This is a genomic window from Muricauda sp. SCSIO 64092, from assembly GCF_023016285.1.
GTDB lineage: Bacteria > Bacteroidota > Bacteroidia > Flavobacteriales > Flavobacteriaceae > Croceivirga.
In genome coordinates this window covers 3,596,517-3,613,549 of sequence record NZ_CP095413.1, presented here as the reverse complement: position 1 = coordinate 3,613,549, position 17,033 = coordinate 3,596,517, and the positions used below count along the sequence as shown (strand labels likewise).

Genomic DNA, 17,033 nt, shown 5'->3' with positions numbered 1-17,033 from the left:
ATTCTTTATGTGGGCATTACCAGTGAAATTGTCGTACCCAATGAGGTCCCACTCTCCACATGGAACTTTGCTCCGGCAATCTTGGCCCGTTCCAAAAGTGTTCGCATTCCCAGACTGGACCGGTCACGGAGTTTCTCCTTGAAGCTGAACCCTTTCCCATTGTCCTTTACCACCATTTCTATGGTGCCCACTTTTCTTTCAACGTTCACCGATGCGGCCTTGGCCCCGGAATGCCTCACTATATTGTTGAGTATTTCCTGCATCATCCGATAGAGATGAAGGGAACCCTCGTCGCTTAACAGATCGTCAACATCATCGATATGGTGGGTAAAAAAGATTTCCGTGTTCGCGTCCACATCGTCGATTATTGCCCTGACCGCTCCGGAAAAACCCAACTTCTCCAGAGTGGCGGGATGTAAATGGCGGGAAACACTCCGCAGTTCCTCCAAGATGTCCAAGGCAAGGGCGGTCGTCTCCGAATCACCACTTAATTTTGTCCTTTTCGCCAACAACATCAACTTTTGACCCACACCATCGTGCAGTTCCCGAGCCACACGGGTCCGCTCCCCTTCCTGGCCCTTGATAAGGTTCCTGGAAAATTGAGCCTGAATCTGCTGCTTTCTTCTAATAAAATACTGTATTCTCCACAAATATACAATTGAAAATACCGCCAGCGCCCCCAGGCCACCAAAAATGATCCACATGTTCTTGGCGTTGTTCCTAGCGTTCAAAAGCGCAATCTCCGATTTCTGGGAATCAATCTCGGAATCCTTTTTCTCTGCCTCGTAAAGTGCCTGATAAAAGGAAAAACCGTTTGCCTTTTGAACAGTTTCTATGGAGTCCTTTATTCTGTGGTAATCCTTAAAATGCGTATACGCCCTTTCCATATCGCCAAGACGGTCGTACACCTTGGACAAGAAACCATGGGCCATGTAGATTCCTTCGTAGTACGGGGAATTCTTGACCTTGTCATATTCCTGTTCCCCCAAGATTGCCGCACTTTTGTAATTGCCCTTTGCAAATTCATAATGTGCCATGGCCAGGTGATATTCATCCACTTCAAAGAATCCCCCGTTCTTTTTCCGCTCCTCCAGCTCCTTCTTTGCCTCCTCCGCTTTTTCCAGCATCCCATTTTCGGCATAGGCACTCAGCTGACCCACCAACACCTGCAGTTTGTGAAATTTATACTCCGTTTTGAAGGCGTACACCCTAGTGGAATCAAGATATCTGATCCGTTCACTTTGGCTTCCATTCAACATTTCGTCAAAGGCCTGGTTAAAAAACTGACCATTGAGTACTTCGTTTTTATTCTTTATACTTTTATATCCCCTTGCCTCCTCAATGATTTCCAGACGCATTTTTTTGGCCTCTTCCTGTAGTCCGTTCTGAGAGTATAATATGGCAAGACTCCCTTTTGGTCGCCAAGCTATTTCAAGGTCGCTCACTGATAAAATTTGATAGGATTCCTGTAGTGCCGTAGCTGCCCCCTGGAAATCACCCATAACCGAAAGCACTTGCCCTATCGAATTTTTAACAATGCCCATTTGGGTCCGATTATCGGCCTGAAGGGCATATGAGTAAGCCCGTTCATAACTATCCAGAGCTTCATCAAGCCGGTTGAGCATGGTATAGTTGCGACCACCCTCCCTGTACAATTTGCTCCACTCCAAAAAATGCCGATCATCCGGGACCCTTTCCTTCAGGTGGTTGAAAAGATCTAAGGCCTGCTCCGGTTTTCGCAATTCCTGCCAATTATATATAACCAGTAAGTTGGCATGTTCCAAGGCCAATCGTGTGGAATCAAGCTCCAAGGCGTAATCAATCGTACTCCTGGCGATGGAGTCGTATTTGAAATCCTTCCTGTCTCCAATCAATCTGGTAAGACTGTCCATCCACATGAGACGTTCACCTCCTTTTGATTCATGTATCTTCTGTTTCAGTGAATCCACAGTGTCGGTCAAATCCCCTTCTTGCGCGGACAGCGATAATGTGAGTAACAGCAAAAAGCAACATATTCTCTTTATAATTCGGGCAAGATTGGAATAATCAAATATAACGGATTCGCCTTGGGGAACTTGAAAAAAGACCATTGGTCAAGATTTTAAACATTTGATAATCAACATACTGAGAATATATATACGGAAAGAGCATCTTGAGCTCGTGAGGTTTAAAGGTATGTATCATTGAAAGATTCTGTGGGATTGCACCCTATCCCGGTGATAACCGTTCAGATTATCAACAATAGGAAAGCCTTTCAGAACATCACGAAAGGTATGTGGCATTGAAGCACCTCTATCCAAACAACGAAGAACAACTTGAATATAAAAAATAGGATGGGTTAAGTAAACAATCCAATTCATTGATGGAATAATATCACCATCAGGGTGAACCCGAGCACCCGGAAACCACTAGGTATTGCTTACATATTCCCTTGTCTTTCCGTCTTTTAAAAATATGACCACCAGTTTCCCTTCGGAGTTATGGAATGCCTTGATCAAACTCCAACCCTGACTTTCCGCAGCTTGTATCAAACATTTTAGCACATCACCGCTGGTAAGGTCTAATGAAGGACTTGGTTCATTCGCTTTAAGATACAGCGTGCTCATTGCCAAAAGAATGAAGAGGTATAGTTTTCTCATAGTTTAATTTGGTTTTTTGATTTTACATCATTCAGCCCCATCCCAACACTGCATCTTAGACTATGAAATGGCGGCATAAACATTGGTTCAATAGTCTTTAGGTAATGTTAAAATTATACTGAGATATCCCCTGCTTGAAAAGCAAATGCATAAGTGTACCTATATTGGAATAAGTGGAGCATAACTGCGAAGGCAGCCTAAGTGGTCTGGGCTATTTTTTTAACAAGACTTAAAAAAGTCACTAAAAAAATGGCATTACACGAGCAATCCCCGGTCCCAATTCCAAGGCCTTTAGGTTTTACTTTCTCCCATAACAATACACCTGATTCAAATGCCAAATGGACTGTTATTTATCTAACGGAAGAGTATCGTTAAGACAATAAGGATTACCGCAACGGGTCTAAGGTCGCTCATCTATCGCATCCAATGGGGGTTCTGAATCGGCACTGCCTTTAAAATCAATATTGAACAACAGGAACACCTCGTGCGAGCTGGATCCGAATCCTCCAAGATTGTTCACCGTATGGTCATGGGCATACCCCACCCGCAGCCTTGGACTCAACCTAAAATTGATCATCGAAAGGAACGATTCACTCGTTCGGTATCCCATACCGACCTCAAAACGATCGTACAGTACAACGTTGAGGTTCAGGTCCAAAATCATGGGTGCCCCACGGACACCCCTGGCCAGTACCGAGGGTCTCAGGGAAAAAACTGATGGCAACATGTCAAATGTATAGCCCGAGGTCAGGTAATAATGTACTTCCTCCCGGCCCCGGTTGACTACACCTTCGGATTGATCCAAATGCCTGGCATTCAAAAGGTTTAATGCCGAAAACCCCACATAAAAGTTCTTGTTCGTATAATACATCCCGGCCCCAATGTTCGGGAACACCTCACTGGTTGGGTCCAAAAAAGTGGGGTCTATTGTATTCTCATCGAAACTGATACCGGTAAAATCCGAATTAAAGAAGGTGAAGCCGGCCTTTAGGCCCAGGGAAAGGGAACTTTCCCCACCCATTGGCAGGATGTAGGCATAGTCCGCATAGAGGTTGTCCTCCAACAATGCTCCCGAACCGATGTCGTCCCGGACCAGGGAGAGCCCCAACTGCATCCTCTCGTTCAAACGGAACTGCCCAAAGGCATTGATGATACGGGGGGAACCCTCCACCCCCACCCATTGGGCCCTGTAGAGCAGCCCGGCATTGAGGCGCCCGCCCTCACTAAGGATGTAGGCAGGGTTCACAATATTGTGGTTATAGAGGTACTGTGTGTACTGCGGGTCCTGTTGCCCCCTTGAATGGTGTGTAAAAAGGCCTATAAACGCCAGTACCAATAGTGATCTGTTAATTTTTGCTTTCATGTTTATTTTTTGGATATGTTTTGTTCTTGCTCTTTTTTTATCGGTTCAGATAGATGATTCCTTGAAACGATGGTGTAGTCCCATCCCCAAAATCTATCGTATAGTAGTACACCCCGTTGGGTAGTTTGCCGTCCCCCAGGGTAATGCTTCGGGTGGCGCTGCCATCCCAATCCGGTGTGCTCACATCACCCCAGTATACCAGGGAGCCATTTCGGTCATAAATCGTCATGGTATATTTGGGATATTCACTCCTAAGCCAGGAAACGGAAAAAGTATCATTGATTCCATCGCCATCCGGTGAAAACCCACGTCTGTTCAAATCTTCCAGCCTACCGCAATTTGCCACGGTAACTTTTACGGGAACCCTTTGATTGGAAATACATCCGTTGGCATCCTCCAATGATCCGTAATAAATGCCACCCTCCACCAGGGAGGTTTCACTTACCAGTTCCATGCTACTGCTCGCGTCCGGATACCAGCGCACGGTGCCACTACCGGGGATTTCCAAATCCGATACCGTAGGGTTTTCGGAGGCGCAGAAACCCTGTTCCTCAGCTACCTCCAGGACTGGGGGCTCCAAAACAAAGGCTACGGTAGTACCCGCAGCGGTACAGCCATTTGCCTGGGTTATGGTAACAGTAAACTCCTCCCCATCTGAAACACCGGTCACTTCCGGATTTTGTATGTCAGGATCGTTGAATACGGCATTGCCATTACTGGTCCATGACCATGAGGTCCCCAGTCCACTTGTTTCGTTCAATTGTAAGGGGGAGTCCTGGCAAATTGGTCCGTTATTGGTAACAATGGCCCGTAAGGGTGAGGTTACCGTTACCGCGGCGTTGCAACTGGCCGTATTTCCACTATCGTCGGTTACTGTAAGGGTTACGGTGTTTTCCCCCACATTGGAACAATTGAAGCTGGTCCTGTCCAGGGAAAGCGACACAGTGGTGCCGCTGTTATCGGACGAACCGTTGTCCACATCGGCCACGGCAATCGTTGCACTCCCTTCCGTGTCCAGTTCCACGGTGGTATCCTGGCAAAAGGCCGTGGGAGCTAAGTTGTCCTCCACGGTCACCGTGGCGGTGCAGTCTTCTTCGTTGCCACTGTTGTCGGTCACCGTTAGGGTCACCGTATTTGTGCCCAGTTCGGTAGCCGTGAAACTATTTGGGGATACAGTCAACGTTACGTTTCCACAGGTATCGCTGGAACCATTGTCAACAGCGGCAGCATCGAGGGCCACCGTACCGTCACTGCCCAGCTCGAGCGTTGCCACCCCACATACGGCTATTGGTGGGGTCACGTCCTCTACCTTTACTGTGGCGGTGCAGTTGGCCATATTATCACTGTTGTCCGTCACTGTTAGGGTCACTGTATTTTCCCCCACATCGGAACAGCCAAAGTTGGTCCTGTCCAGGGAAAGGGATGCAATACCGTCATTGTCGGTGGACCCATTGTCCACGTCTGCCGTGGTAATCGCCGCACCGTCCATGGCGTCCAGTTGCACGGTGATGTCCTTACAGCGTGCTATTGCAGGGGTCTCATCCACCACGGTCACCCTGATTGGGCAAGTTGCGCTGTTCATATCCTCATCGGTCACCGTTAGGGTCACCGTATGCTCGCCAAGGTCCTCGTTTGTAAACCTACTGGGGGATACCTCCAAGGTAACGTTCCCGCAAGCGTCGCTGGAACCGTTGTCCACAAGGTCGGCTGTTAAAGTGGCCGTGCCGTCAGCACCCAGGGGGAGCGTTGCCTCCTTGCACAATGGCTCCGGATCGATATTGTCCTCCACCGTCACTGTGGCCTGACAGGTACTCGCGTTCCCAACGGGGTCGGTCACCGTAAGGGTCACTGTGTTCTGGCCCACATCGGAACAACCGAAGGTGGCCTTGCTCAGGGAAAAGAACATCTCTTCACTATTATCGTCCGAGTCGTCGTTTACATTATAGGCCGAATTGTAGTTAGCGTCGTCTCCACCTACCGCGATAATTGAAACACTACCCGACAACGCGTCTAATTCTACGGTAACGTCCCTACATCTGGCTATGGGGGCAATTTTGTCCTCCAAAGTTACCTTGGCCTCGCATGTAGCTTGGTTGTTGCTATCATCCATCACCGTTAAGGTCACCGTGTTCTCACCGAGGTTGTCACCCGTAAGGGATATCCGGGAAAGATTCAGGGTCGCGACGACGTCGTCATCACAGGTATCGCTGGAACCGTCGTCCACATCATCGGCCATTAGGTCGATCCTACCTGAGCTGGGCAGTTCAATCGTCATTGTCTTGCACCGCGCCGTCGGCGGGGTCACATCTTCAACTGTTACCGTAGCAGTACACTCGGCCGTATTTCCGCTTCCATCTTCCACGGTAAGGGTCACTGTGTTCTGCCCTAGGTTGGAACAGTCGAAAGTGTCCTCGTCCAGGGAAAGGGTCAAGGCTCCACTGGTAACAGTGCCCGTATTATCGGAAGAGCCATTGTCTATGATCGCTGGATTGACGGTCACACTGTCCTCATCATTCAGTTGTGCGGTGGCGTTCTGGCAAACGGGATCGGGATTGATCTTGTCCTCTACAATCACTGTGGCGGTGCAGTTGTCTTGGTTCCCACTATTGTCGATTACTGTAAGGGTCACCGAATATGTGCCAACGGCCGTGAAGCTATCAGGAGATGCACTATAAGATTCAATTGTCCCACAGGCGTCGCTAGAACCGCCATCCAAAAGGGAGGCATCATCCAGGGTGGCTGTGCCGTTCGCGTCCAGTTCAATGGTCGTCTCCCCGCAAACGGCCTCAGGGAAGACAAAATCCTGCACCGTTACCTCGGTGGTACAATCGGCCTCGTTGCTACTGCTATCGGTCGCCGTAAGGGTCACCGTCAACTGTCCCACATCGGAACAGCTGAAGCTGTTCTTGTCCAGGGAAAGTTCCACCAAGTTGCCATCGACGTTGTCCGTGGAACCATCATTAATTAACCCCGTAGTAATTGTCGCGGTGCCATCTACTATTGATAGTATAACAGTAGTTTTTTCATTGCACTTGGCCGTGGGAGCCATGTTGTCCACCACCGTCACCTTGGACTCACAGGTTGATGGGCGACTGTTATTGTCGGTCACCGTAAGGGTGACCGTGTGCTCGCCAAGATCAGAGCCCGTATAGTTGGTTTTGGATACGCCCAAGGAGAGAGAGGCAATTCCGCAGGCGTCACTGGAATTGTTGTTCACCAAGTCCGTAGTCAGGGTGGCCTCGCCGTTGGCGTCCAGTTGAAGTGTTACGTCCTGGCACTGGGGCGTCGGATTGGTTACGTCCTGCACCGTTACCGTGGCCGTGCAGGTATCGGTGTTTCCACCTTTATCGGTCACCGTAAGGGTCACCGGATTATCCCCCACATCGGAACAGGTAAAGGTATCCTCATCCAAGGAAAAGGTCAAGGTTCCACCGGTAAGGGTAGAATTGTCGGTGGAATTATTGTTTACGTTCGCCGAATCGGCCGTTCCGTTGCCCGTCCCATCCAATGTTACGGTAGTGTTCTGGCAAATCGCATTCGGGGGGGTATTGTCCAACACGGTCACATCGGTCGTACAGGTCGATGTTGAATTGGCATCATTATCGTCGGTCACCGTAAGGGTAACGGTAATAGCGTTCCCACCAACATCGGCACCAGTAAAGCTGGTCTGGGACGCACCTAATGATAATGAAACGGTACTGCAGGCATCATAGGAACCATTGTCCACATCACTGGTTGTTATGCTGGCCTGGCCATTGGCGTCCAGTTCGAGCTCCACATCCTTACACAGGGGCATCGGCGGGGCTGTGTTCTGAGTGTCATTTGCAACTTTAAAGGACCCACTGTTCAGCTGATTCCGCATATCGGCGTCGCAGTACTGCAGTCCAACGGCATCGATGGTGACACTGTTGGTGAAGTTCTGGCTTTGCCAACCTTCAATCGTGGCATCCCAATTGGAAGGGGAAATCCCGCTGTTTTCAAACATATCATCGGCATATTCCAGCTTACCGAGATTCCATTGACCCAGGTTTTGGTTAAAGGGGGTTTTACCATTATAACCACTTTCCCCTGGCCTATTCTCAAAGATAAAGTTCATAGTGGTTACCTTGCTCACGTCCCAGGAACCGATGTTCTTATTAAAGGCAATTGCATTCGTAAACATGAAGCGCATGTTAGTCACCATGGCCACGTTCCAGGAACTGATGTCCCCATTAAAGATTGTTGCGTCCAAAAACATGCCCTCCATGATGGCCACTTTGGACGTGTTCCAAGAACCGATGTTCTGGTCAAAGACGGTTGCTTTATTGAACATGCGCGTCATGTTGGTCACGCTGCTGGTGTTCCATGAACCAACGTCCTGGTTAAAGGCGGTTGCCTCCCGGAACACACCTATCATATTGGTCACGTTGGCCGTGTTCCAGGTGTTAAAGTCTGCCGCCGAGTTGTCCGTCACCTTGAGTTCACCGCACTTATAAAACATATAGCTCATATTAGTCACCCCTTCCAGGTTGGGAGTATCGGGCGCCTTAACATCCATATTGATACAACCATTAAATGCATTCTGCATGCTGCTCCAGGTTATACTAGTGCCCCATCGGTCCACCGAGACCAGCCTTTCCCTGTCGTCTGTCGAATTAAAGGGAAACTCTATCCTGGTCAGGGTTCCGCCGGATGCGGCATTGCGAATGGCCAGCTGTATCTCGCCAGCAGTAAGGCCATATTGGGTCACATCTATGGTAGTGGTCCCGGTCTGGTCCGTCAGTTCATAGGTGCCGTCATTGCCCACATCCACATCATAAGTCCCTGTCAAAGGGAGGGTGATGGAGTTGTTATCGACCGTGCCGGGTTTGGTCGTGTCCCAGGTGGTGATGAATACAGCAGGATCATTTTGGGCAAATAGGCCTGTGCTGATCCACAAGCCGGTGAAAAGTGTAAGTACAAGGCCCTTTAGACCTATAAAATGTTTTGTTCTCATGATATATCAAGGTATTTGTATCATAAAGGTTTCCTTGTACTAGAGATAGCTCTTGGGCGACCGACAGTACAACTTGGAAAAGGAATCCCCCGAGTCCCACTCCAAATGTCATGGTATCGAAATCGGTGCTGGGAGATAAGCACAGCCAGTAATCAGAGGGTCTTGGAAATTCCAAACTCCCTACTCCGCTCAACATCCCGGACATTGTTCCCTTACACTCTTCCAAAACGGTCGGTTCCTTTATATTTCAATCTTTCTAAATCATCCAACCGGTCGAACCTATTGTTTCTTTTGGACCGGAAGCGCCATACAATTGCCCTGTCAGGAAGGTTTCTGTAGGAATTTTCCCCCTCAAGCAATTATGGCCATTTTGGAGGTAAAAGTATCCCCTAACAGCCAACACTTTAACAATAATGTAACAAGCGTCCTTTGCTGATGTAATAGTTGTCACTATTTGGAAATAAGTGGAAAATCCCTGCCGATCGTGCCTGGGAATCGGGTTTTACCAATCCAGAACCATCACGCATCAAGAATAAACCTTACTGCAGTAATGGGATGTGCAAGGACAATTGGGTTTGCTTTGTCATTTCGAAGTGAAGTGCGAAGCACCGATCGGGAAATGACAAAATACACTTAAATGTCATTTCGAAATGAGGAGTGTAACGACGATCGAGAAATCTAAAAATCAGTGTCCAGAGATTTCTCACGCTCCCCTTCGACTCCGCTCTGGGTCGGTTCGAAATGACCTTATTTTGGATGAGTTGGTCAAAACTTTTTTGAAGGTGGTCAAGGTGATAGCTCAGACCCATATCGCAAAATGACAAGGTTTCTTCAATGAACTCCCTCGAGGAAGAGCCATCGTGGTATCAAAGCCCAAAAAGCACAACTCGCTTCATCTTGACTCTTGGTTACCATGTTTGTCTCCCTTGTATGTTACACCCGAAGCGGGGAATTCTTATGATGAAAAGACGGGGCCACAGGCAATGAAACGACCAAAGAAGGTTACTCATCCTCGGTATCCAATGGGGGTTCTGAATCGGTACTACTTTTAAAATCAACATTGAACAACAGGAACACCTCGTGCGAGCTGGAACCGAATCCTCCAAGATTGTTCACCGTATGGTCATGGGCATACCCCACCCGCAGCCTAGGGCTCAACCTAAAATTGATCATCGACAGGAACGATTCACTTGTTCGGTATCCCACCCCGACCTCAAAACGGTCGTACAACACAGCGTTGAGGTTCAGGTCCAAAATCATCGGTGCCCCACGGACACCCCTGGCCAGTACCGAGGGCCTTAGGGAAAAAACTGATGGGAACACCTCAAAGGTATAGCCCGAGGTCAGGTAATAGTGCACTTCCTCCCTGCCCCGGTTGATTACTCCCTCGGACTGGTCCAAATGCTTGGCATTCAAAAGGTTCAATGCCGAAAACCCAGCATAAAAGTTCTTGTTCGTATAATACGCCCCGGCCCCAATGTTCGGGAACACCTCACTGGTGGGCTCCAAAAAAGTGGGATCTATGGTAGTCTCATCGAAACCAAAACCGGCAAAATCCGAATTAAAGAAGGTGAAGCCGGCCTTTAGGCCCAGGGAAAGGGAACTTTCCCCTCCCAATGGTAGGATATAGGCATAGTCCGCATAGACGTTGTCCTCCAACAATGCCCCCGAACCGATGTCATCCCGGACCAGGGAGAGCCCCAACTGCATCCTCTCGTTCAAACGGAACTGCCCAAAGGCATTGATGATACGAGGGGAGCCCTCCACCCCGACCCACTGGGCCCTGTAGAGCAGCCCTGCATTAAGGCGGCCGCCCTCACCAATGATATAGGCTGGGTTCACAATATTGTGGTTATAGAGGTACTGCGTGTACTGCGGGTCCTGCTGGCCCCTTGAATGGTGTGCGAAAAGGCCTATAAATACCAGCACACATAGCAATCTGTTTATTTTTGCTTTCATTTTAAAAACATTGGATTCCATATCAAATACTTATTGCACATTAAAATGCCATAACTGTCCCACGGATACCCCCTGTTGGGCATCCTTGGCCACTATACGCCAATAGTATTTTGTTCCTGCTTCCACGGGTATTTCCAGGGTGTTCCCGTCCACATTCGAAGTATGCAGTTCCGGTGTACTGCCGGCACCAAAATAAATATCATAAAGTAGTTCGTCCCCATCTGCATCCGTCACCTGCCAGGAGAGTTCCACCGTACTTCCGGATACCGTGCTACCCAAGGTAGGGGAGCCGATCTCAGGAATTGTTGGCAGTGTGTTGGTCCCGGCCTCAGGCTCGGTATAGAACATTCGGGACGGTGAATAGGCACTCTTGTTACTATTGCCGTCCATAGCATTCACCCTCCAGTAATAGATGATTCCTGGCTCCAGTGTAAAGGTGGCTGCCGTACCGCTTACCACATCGCTAAAGTCAATACTACCAAAACCACTGTCTTCAGAGATATCGATTTGGTAGCGAATGATTCCTGCACTATCATCTGTGGAGGTTGTCCATCGGAACTCCAATTCGTAATGGGTACAGGCCAAATCCGCCGTGGGAAAACTAAGGGCGGGCACTGTAGGTGCATCCACATCGGGTTCCTCCACTTTTTCGGATTCGCCACAGGCAAACAGCAATAAGGTAAGGGCCATTAAGGGTATCAAGGTCTTTTTCATTTTTTTATGATTTTGAGGGTTATGGTTTCTTTCTTGTCCTGGACCTTTACCAGGTACATTCCGCTAGGCAGTCCCTCCAAGGGGATTTGGACATATCCGCTGGTAGTGTCGTAGACCTCCTGGAAAACCAAAGCACCATTCATCTGGTGGACGGACAGCGTGCAACGGCCCATGTCCGATGGAAGGGTAACCGTGAGTTCAGAAGTCACGGGATTCGGGAAGGCCGATACCTGGCCTGGTAGTTCCACCGGTACGGACAAGGTGCCTTCACAGGGAAGATTGGAGGTTACCTCCACCTTGTCCCCATCCGAGGCCTCCACCGTAAAGTCGGGCGTACTGTAAGTGGCCTGATAATGCCCGTTGACGGATACCTTAAAGGGAGCGGTACCGGAAATCATGGACACGTTCACCTTGGCCTTCGCCATGCTGTTCCGTACCACTGCCGTGGTTCCTTCCAGCAACGTTCCCGCTGCCACAGTTGCTTCAAAGCACTGTTCACAATCGGCAACCTCCTCCAGGCCAATACATAATGTATAGGCCCCTGGGGCGAGTCCATCCACCAGAAGCTCGGAACGAAAGTTGTAGTCCGTATCAGCAAGGGAAACCGTATAATCCAATGCCGTGGTGGCCTGGATTTGTATGCTCCCGTTTTCCTTTCCGGGACAGGTTTCATCGGAAACCATAATCTGAAAATTGTTGGCGGTCAGTTCCAACAGCGTACAGTCGGTTTCCACAATGACCGTCCTGGTCCGCTGGTCGGCAGCATTGCCCGCTATATCGCTCACATTATAGGTGACCTCATAGGTGCCCAGCAAAGCGGTATTCACCCTATCGCCACCAATAGTAATGCGGTCGGTAACATTCCCGTCCTTGTCGTCAGAGGCTGTAGCCCCCGGTTCCACATAAGTATCCCCCAAGGCAACGTACATGGGATTTTCCCCAAAAAGGGTGATTATCGGTGCGGTGGTGTCCGGTGCTTCCACAATAACCTGCCGTACCATTTGCGTAGCAGCATTGCCCGCGGCATCCTTAACATCATAGGTCACCTCGTAGGTGTCCGCAACGCTGGTGTCCACAATAGCCCCCCCAATCGTGATGTCACTACTGAGGTTTCCATCTTTATCGTCCAAGGCCGTAGCCCCCGGTTCCACATAAGGGTCCCCCAGGGCAACGTACATGGGATTGTCCCCTAAAAGCGTGATTTCCGGCTCCGTGGTGTCGGGTACCTCTACAATAACCCGTCGCACTACTTGCGTGGCCCCATTGTTTGCGGCGTCGCTCACATCATAGGTCACCTCGTAGGTGCCCGCAACGCTGGTGTCCACAATAGCCCCTCCAATCGTAATTTCGTCACTTCCAATCACTCCATCCCTATCGTCCAAGGCCGTAGCCCCTGGTTCTACATAAGTGTCCCCCACGGTAAGGTATAAGGGATTTTCCCCTAGAAGCGTGATTTCGGGCTCCGTGGTGTCGGGTACCTCTACAATAACCCGTCGCACCACTTGCGTGGCCCCATTGTTTGCGGCGTCGCTCACATCATAGGTCACCTCGTAGGTTTCTGCAACGCTGGTGTCCACAGTAGCCCCACCAATCGTGATGTCACTACTGAGGTTTCCGTCCCTATCGTCCGAGGCTGTAGCCCCTGGTTCCACATAAGTGTCCCCCACGACAAGGTACATGGGATTGTCCCCTAAAAGGGTGATTACGGGAGCCGTAATATCGGGCGCAATCTGGGTCCTAAAGTTCCAACTGGTGTTGTCCGCAATGCCATCATAGGTGTTGCCAAGGAGGTCATTGAGAGCCCAGTTATCGATATGCACGTAATAGTCCGTCTCGTAATCAAGATCGTTGGCCGGGTCAATGGTCACGGTGGGACCGTTGAAGGTAACCCGTTGTGCATCGCCTAGATCGATTTGTGATATCAGGGACCCATCGTCTGCACGGTAAATTTCAATATACATGTTTCGTCCCTCCACATACACGTCCTCATCAAAGGTGAGGGTCAAATTTTCAAAAGGATCGATATCCGTTGCATTGTCCTCAGGGAAAAAATCGGGCTCATCAACATCATAATCATAAACAAGTTCTATGATATCGGAGTCTGAGTCGGTGGCATTTCCGGCCAGGTCCGTAAATGCCCCGGCCAATAGCTGTACCGTCGCGATATCCCCATGTACGGGCTCCGATGTTCCATAGACATAGATTTTGCCATCAGAATAAGAAGCGAACCTACAATTTTCTATATCGAGGAACGACTCATCGAAATTGGCTAGGGGTTCGTTGGCGGTTACGACAACGTAGGACCTTTCGGCATCTTGTAATCGTCCCGGAGGAAACCAATCAGAACCCTCGGTGGGAAGGACCAAGTTAACCTGCGGTGGTGTGGCATCATAGGTGACCGTAAAGGTCGCTGGCATGTTGCGTTTGCTTCCATCAGCAGCTGTGGCCACATGGGCGGGGATCCAGATTTGGCCCACTGCACCGTCCGCAGTGGGTGGCTCCACATCAACTGTATATTCTCTGTCGGATCTTTCGGTGAAATTGTTCAGGGAAATATTATTGGTATTATAGATATCACCATCCTCAAAATCGTTGTCCACATCAGTGGCAAATGTAATTGTCAAAGTAATCTCTTCCTGACTATTGGTATGGGACACCCCGGTTATGGTTACCTTCAGCGAATCATCATACCCAACACTGAGACTGTTGGTCACGTTTTGGTTACCCTCACCATCTATGGCCACATTTTCCGGCACGGTTATCGTAATGTCATAAGGTCCATCCCCCCCTGTCGGTCTCACCCAGGCCGTATAGAGATTGGGGCCTTCTTCCTGAAATTCGTCTTGGACGAATTCCCCATTGGTGATCTGGACATCCGACTCTTCAAAGCCAGTGACATTTTTAGAAAAGGTGATGCTAATGGGAAAGGTCCCCTGAACGTTCCCTCCCACAAACTCAAAAGGTTCACCCACCGTACCCGGGGTTATATGGACAAAGGGTCGCTGACTTTCCGTTACAGTCACCGTCCACAGCTGTTCCACTTGACCCCTCGGTGAGATTACCTTGTAGATCACAGGGTTGGTAAAGTCGTTGGGGGTCACTTCACTTTCCTGATCGACATCATTGACCTCTACCGAGGTATTGTCCGAAACCTCAAAGGTGGCCACAAGATTGGTAAGGTCAGTACCGTTGACCACTTCCAAGGTCACGGTATGGTTATCTGAATCTATGGTGGTCTCTCCCAACTGTTCGGAAAAGCTAAAAGCAGTAATTTCCACAGGAGGGTCTATCACATGGATGGTACGAGTTACCTGAACTGCATCGTTTCCTGCTGCATCAGCGACATTATACGTCACGGTGTATCCGTTGACACCGGTAACGGTACTGGTGTCCACCGAACTGCTATCCACGATGACACTATTGCTGATATCCCCGTCCACATTGTCCGTTGCCTCGAACCCTGGGTCGACATAGGTCTCACCCAATTCCAGGGTGAGTGGATTGTCCCCTTCTAAGGTGATTTCAGGCGGAGTATCGTCCACCACGGTAACCGTGGTCTCGCAGGTGGCCGTATTGTTGTTGCCATTGGTCACCGTTAGGGTCACGGTCACCGGCCCTGTAAGGTCGGCGGCGGTAAAGTTAATCTGGGACAGGCTCAGCGACATCCCACAGGCCTCGCTACCGTTATCCACTTGCTCGGGTTCCAGGTCAGCGGCGCCATCGGTACCCAATGGCAGTGTTAAGGTTTGCAGGCATTCGGCTTCGAGCGGAGTATCTGAAAGGACATCTCCGGAGATGTTGATACCTCTAGCCCTCAGCCTAGCACGCTCATCACCAGCGCTACAGTACTTCAGATTGGTGGCACCAATAGTAGGTGTTCTGGTAAATACCAAGCTTTCCCAACCTTTGAGCGTAGCGTCCCAATTGGCCAAGGAAAGCGCACTGCCATTAAGCATGCTCGATGCTGCGTTTAACTTTCCTACGTCCCAGGCGCCCAGGTTTTGGTCAAAGCTACTGGCATCCCGAAACATAGAGTTCATATTGGTCGCGCTGGACGTGTTCCAGGAACCGATGTCCTGATTAAAGGCCCTTGCCTCCAAAAACGTGGCGGCCATTTCGATTACACTACTTACGTCCCACGAACCGATGTCCTGGTCAAAGTTACTTGCCCCCGAAAACGTACTAGCCATATTGGTCACGCCACTGGTGTTCCAATTGGAGAAGCTGGCAGCCCCAGTAAGTGAGGTGCATCTGGCAAACATAGAGCGCATATTGGTCAAGTTGCTCAGGTCTGGGACGTCAATCGCCACAACGTTCAAATTGGTACAGCTCCAAAATGCAAACTCCATGGATAGCCAGGCAATATTTCCCCATTGGTGAATGAAGAGCAGCTTGTCCTTGTCCCCCGTACCGTTAAAATTTATCCTGGTCAGCCCGGTCCCCGAGCCGGCACTGCGAATGGCCAGCTGTATCTCGCCAGCGGTATAGTTACTTTGGGTAGTTGGGTTGGTATAGAGCGTGATATCTACGGTAGTGGTCCCAGTTTCGCCGAACAGGTCCCAAGTGTCGTCATTGCCCACATCCACATCATAGGTCCCTGTCAGAGGGAGGGTGATGGAGTTGGCGTTGGAGGAAATACCACTTGTTATGGTCGTGTTCCAAGTAGTGATAAACTCATCATCTTGGGCAAACAGGCCCATGCTGATTCCCAAACTAATGAAAAGTGTAAGTAGGGGTCCTTTTAGACCCATAAAATGTTTTGTTCTCATGATATATCAAGGTATTTGTGTAAAGCGATAGCCCTTGGATGACCGATAGTGCAACATGCGATAAAAATGTTCCGAATCCCGCTCCAAATTTCATGGTGCTAAGACTGGGGGTAAGAGGTGTACGGAAGGAGAAGTCAGGGAGTTCCGGAAATTCCAAACTTCCTGCTCCGCTCAATATTCCGGATATTGTTCCCTTATTTTTTTCCAAAACGGTCGGTTCCTTATATTCCAATCCTTTCAAATCATCCAACCAGTCGAGCCTTTTGTTTCTTTTGGACCGGAAGTGCCATACGATTTGTCCAGCGGGAAAGTTCTTGTAGGGTTTTTCCCCTTCAAGCAATTGACATTTTTAAGAATAAAGGTATCCCCTTAGATCCAACACTTTAAGAATGATGTAACACACAGCCTACTTTGATGTAATAAGTGTTACTATATTCAAATAAGTGGGAGATCCGGATTAATTGCGCCCCGAACTTATGGCGATAGGTTCCAGTTCCCCTGAATCCACCACTTAGCGCCTAAATCAATACGTTGAATCCGTAAATCCGATATTTAAAGCTTTTTTTTTATTTACCCCGAAAGGGCTTTAAGTAATCAAGATGACCAAAACTCCG

8 protein-coding genes are annotated in these 17,033 nt (G+C 49.3%); all 8 read right to left on the bottom strand.

Translation table 11 applies throughout. From position 1 onward, the window contains the following. Positions 1-5: 5 nt before the first annotated feature. Positions 6-2,090 (bottom strand): sensor histidine kinase, encoded by a 2,085-nt coding sequence (locus L0P88_RS15325; protein ID WP_247130810.1) that lies wholly within the window; start codon positions 2,088-2,090, stop codon positions 6-8. 318 nt (positions 2,091-2,408) lie between these two features. Beyond that, positions 2,409-2,639, bottom strand: a complete 231-nt coding sequence (locus L0P88_RS15320) for a hypothetical protein (protein ID WP_247130809.1) — start codon at positions 2,637-2,639, stop codon at positions 2,409-2,411. A gap of 400 nt (positions 2,640-3,039) precedes the next feature. Continuing rightward, complete coding sequence (locus L0P88_RS15315) at positions 3,040-4,002, bottom strand: type IX secretion system membrane protein PorP/SprF (RefSeq protein WP_247130808.1); 963 nt, start codon at positions 4,000-4,002, stop codon at positions 3,040-3,042. A 37-nt stretch (positions 4,003-4,039) separates the two neighbouring features. Further along, positions 4,040-8,977: a BspA family leucine-rich repeat surface protein gene (locus tag L0P88_RS15310; protein ID WP_247130807.1), complete on the bottom strand. Its 4,938-nt coding sequence runs from the start codon at positions 8,975-8,977 to the stop codon at positions 4,040-4,042. Between the two features lie 1,002 nt (positions 8,978-9,979). Further along, on the bottom strand, positions 9,980-10,936 hold the full coding sequence (locus tag L0P88_RS15305; RefSeq protein ID WP_247130806.1) for a type IX secretion system membrane protein PorP/SprF: 957 nt from the start codon (positions 10,934-10,936) through the stop codon (positions 9,980-9,982). Between the two features lie 30 nt (positions 10,937-10,966). Continuing rightward, positions 10,967-11,650 carry a fibronectin type III domain-containing protein gene (locus tag L0P88_RS15300; RefSeq protein WP_247130805.1) on the bottom strand — a complete coding sequence of 228 codons (684 nt, stop codon included), beginning with the start codon at positions 11,648-11,650 and terminating at the stop codon, positions 10,967-10,969. Then, positions 11,647-16,419, bottom strand: coding sequence for an immunoglobulin-like domain-containing protein (locus L0P88_RS15295; RefSeq protein WP_247130804.1), 4,773 nt, complete (start codon positions 16,417-16,419; stop codon positions 11,647-11,649). Before L0P88_RS15295 ends, L0P88_RS15300 begins: the two co-directional genes overlap by 4 nt. Further along, positions 16,364-16,759 (bottom strand): hypothetical protein, encoded by a 396-nt coding sequence (locus L0P88_RS15290; RefSeq protein ID WP_247130803.1) that lies wholly within the window; start codon positions 16,757-16,759, stop codon positions 16,364-16,366. Before L0P88_RS15290 ends, L0P88_RS15295 begins: the two co-directional genes overlap by 56 nt. Positions 16,760-17,033 lie beyond the last annotated feature (274 nt).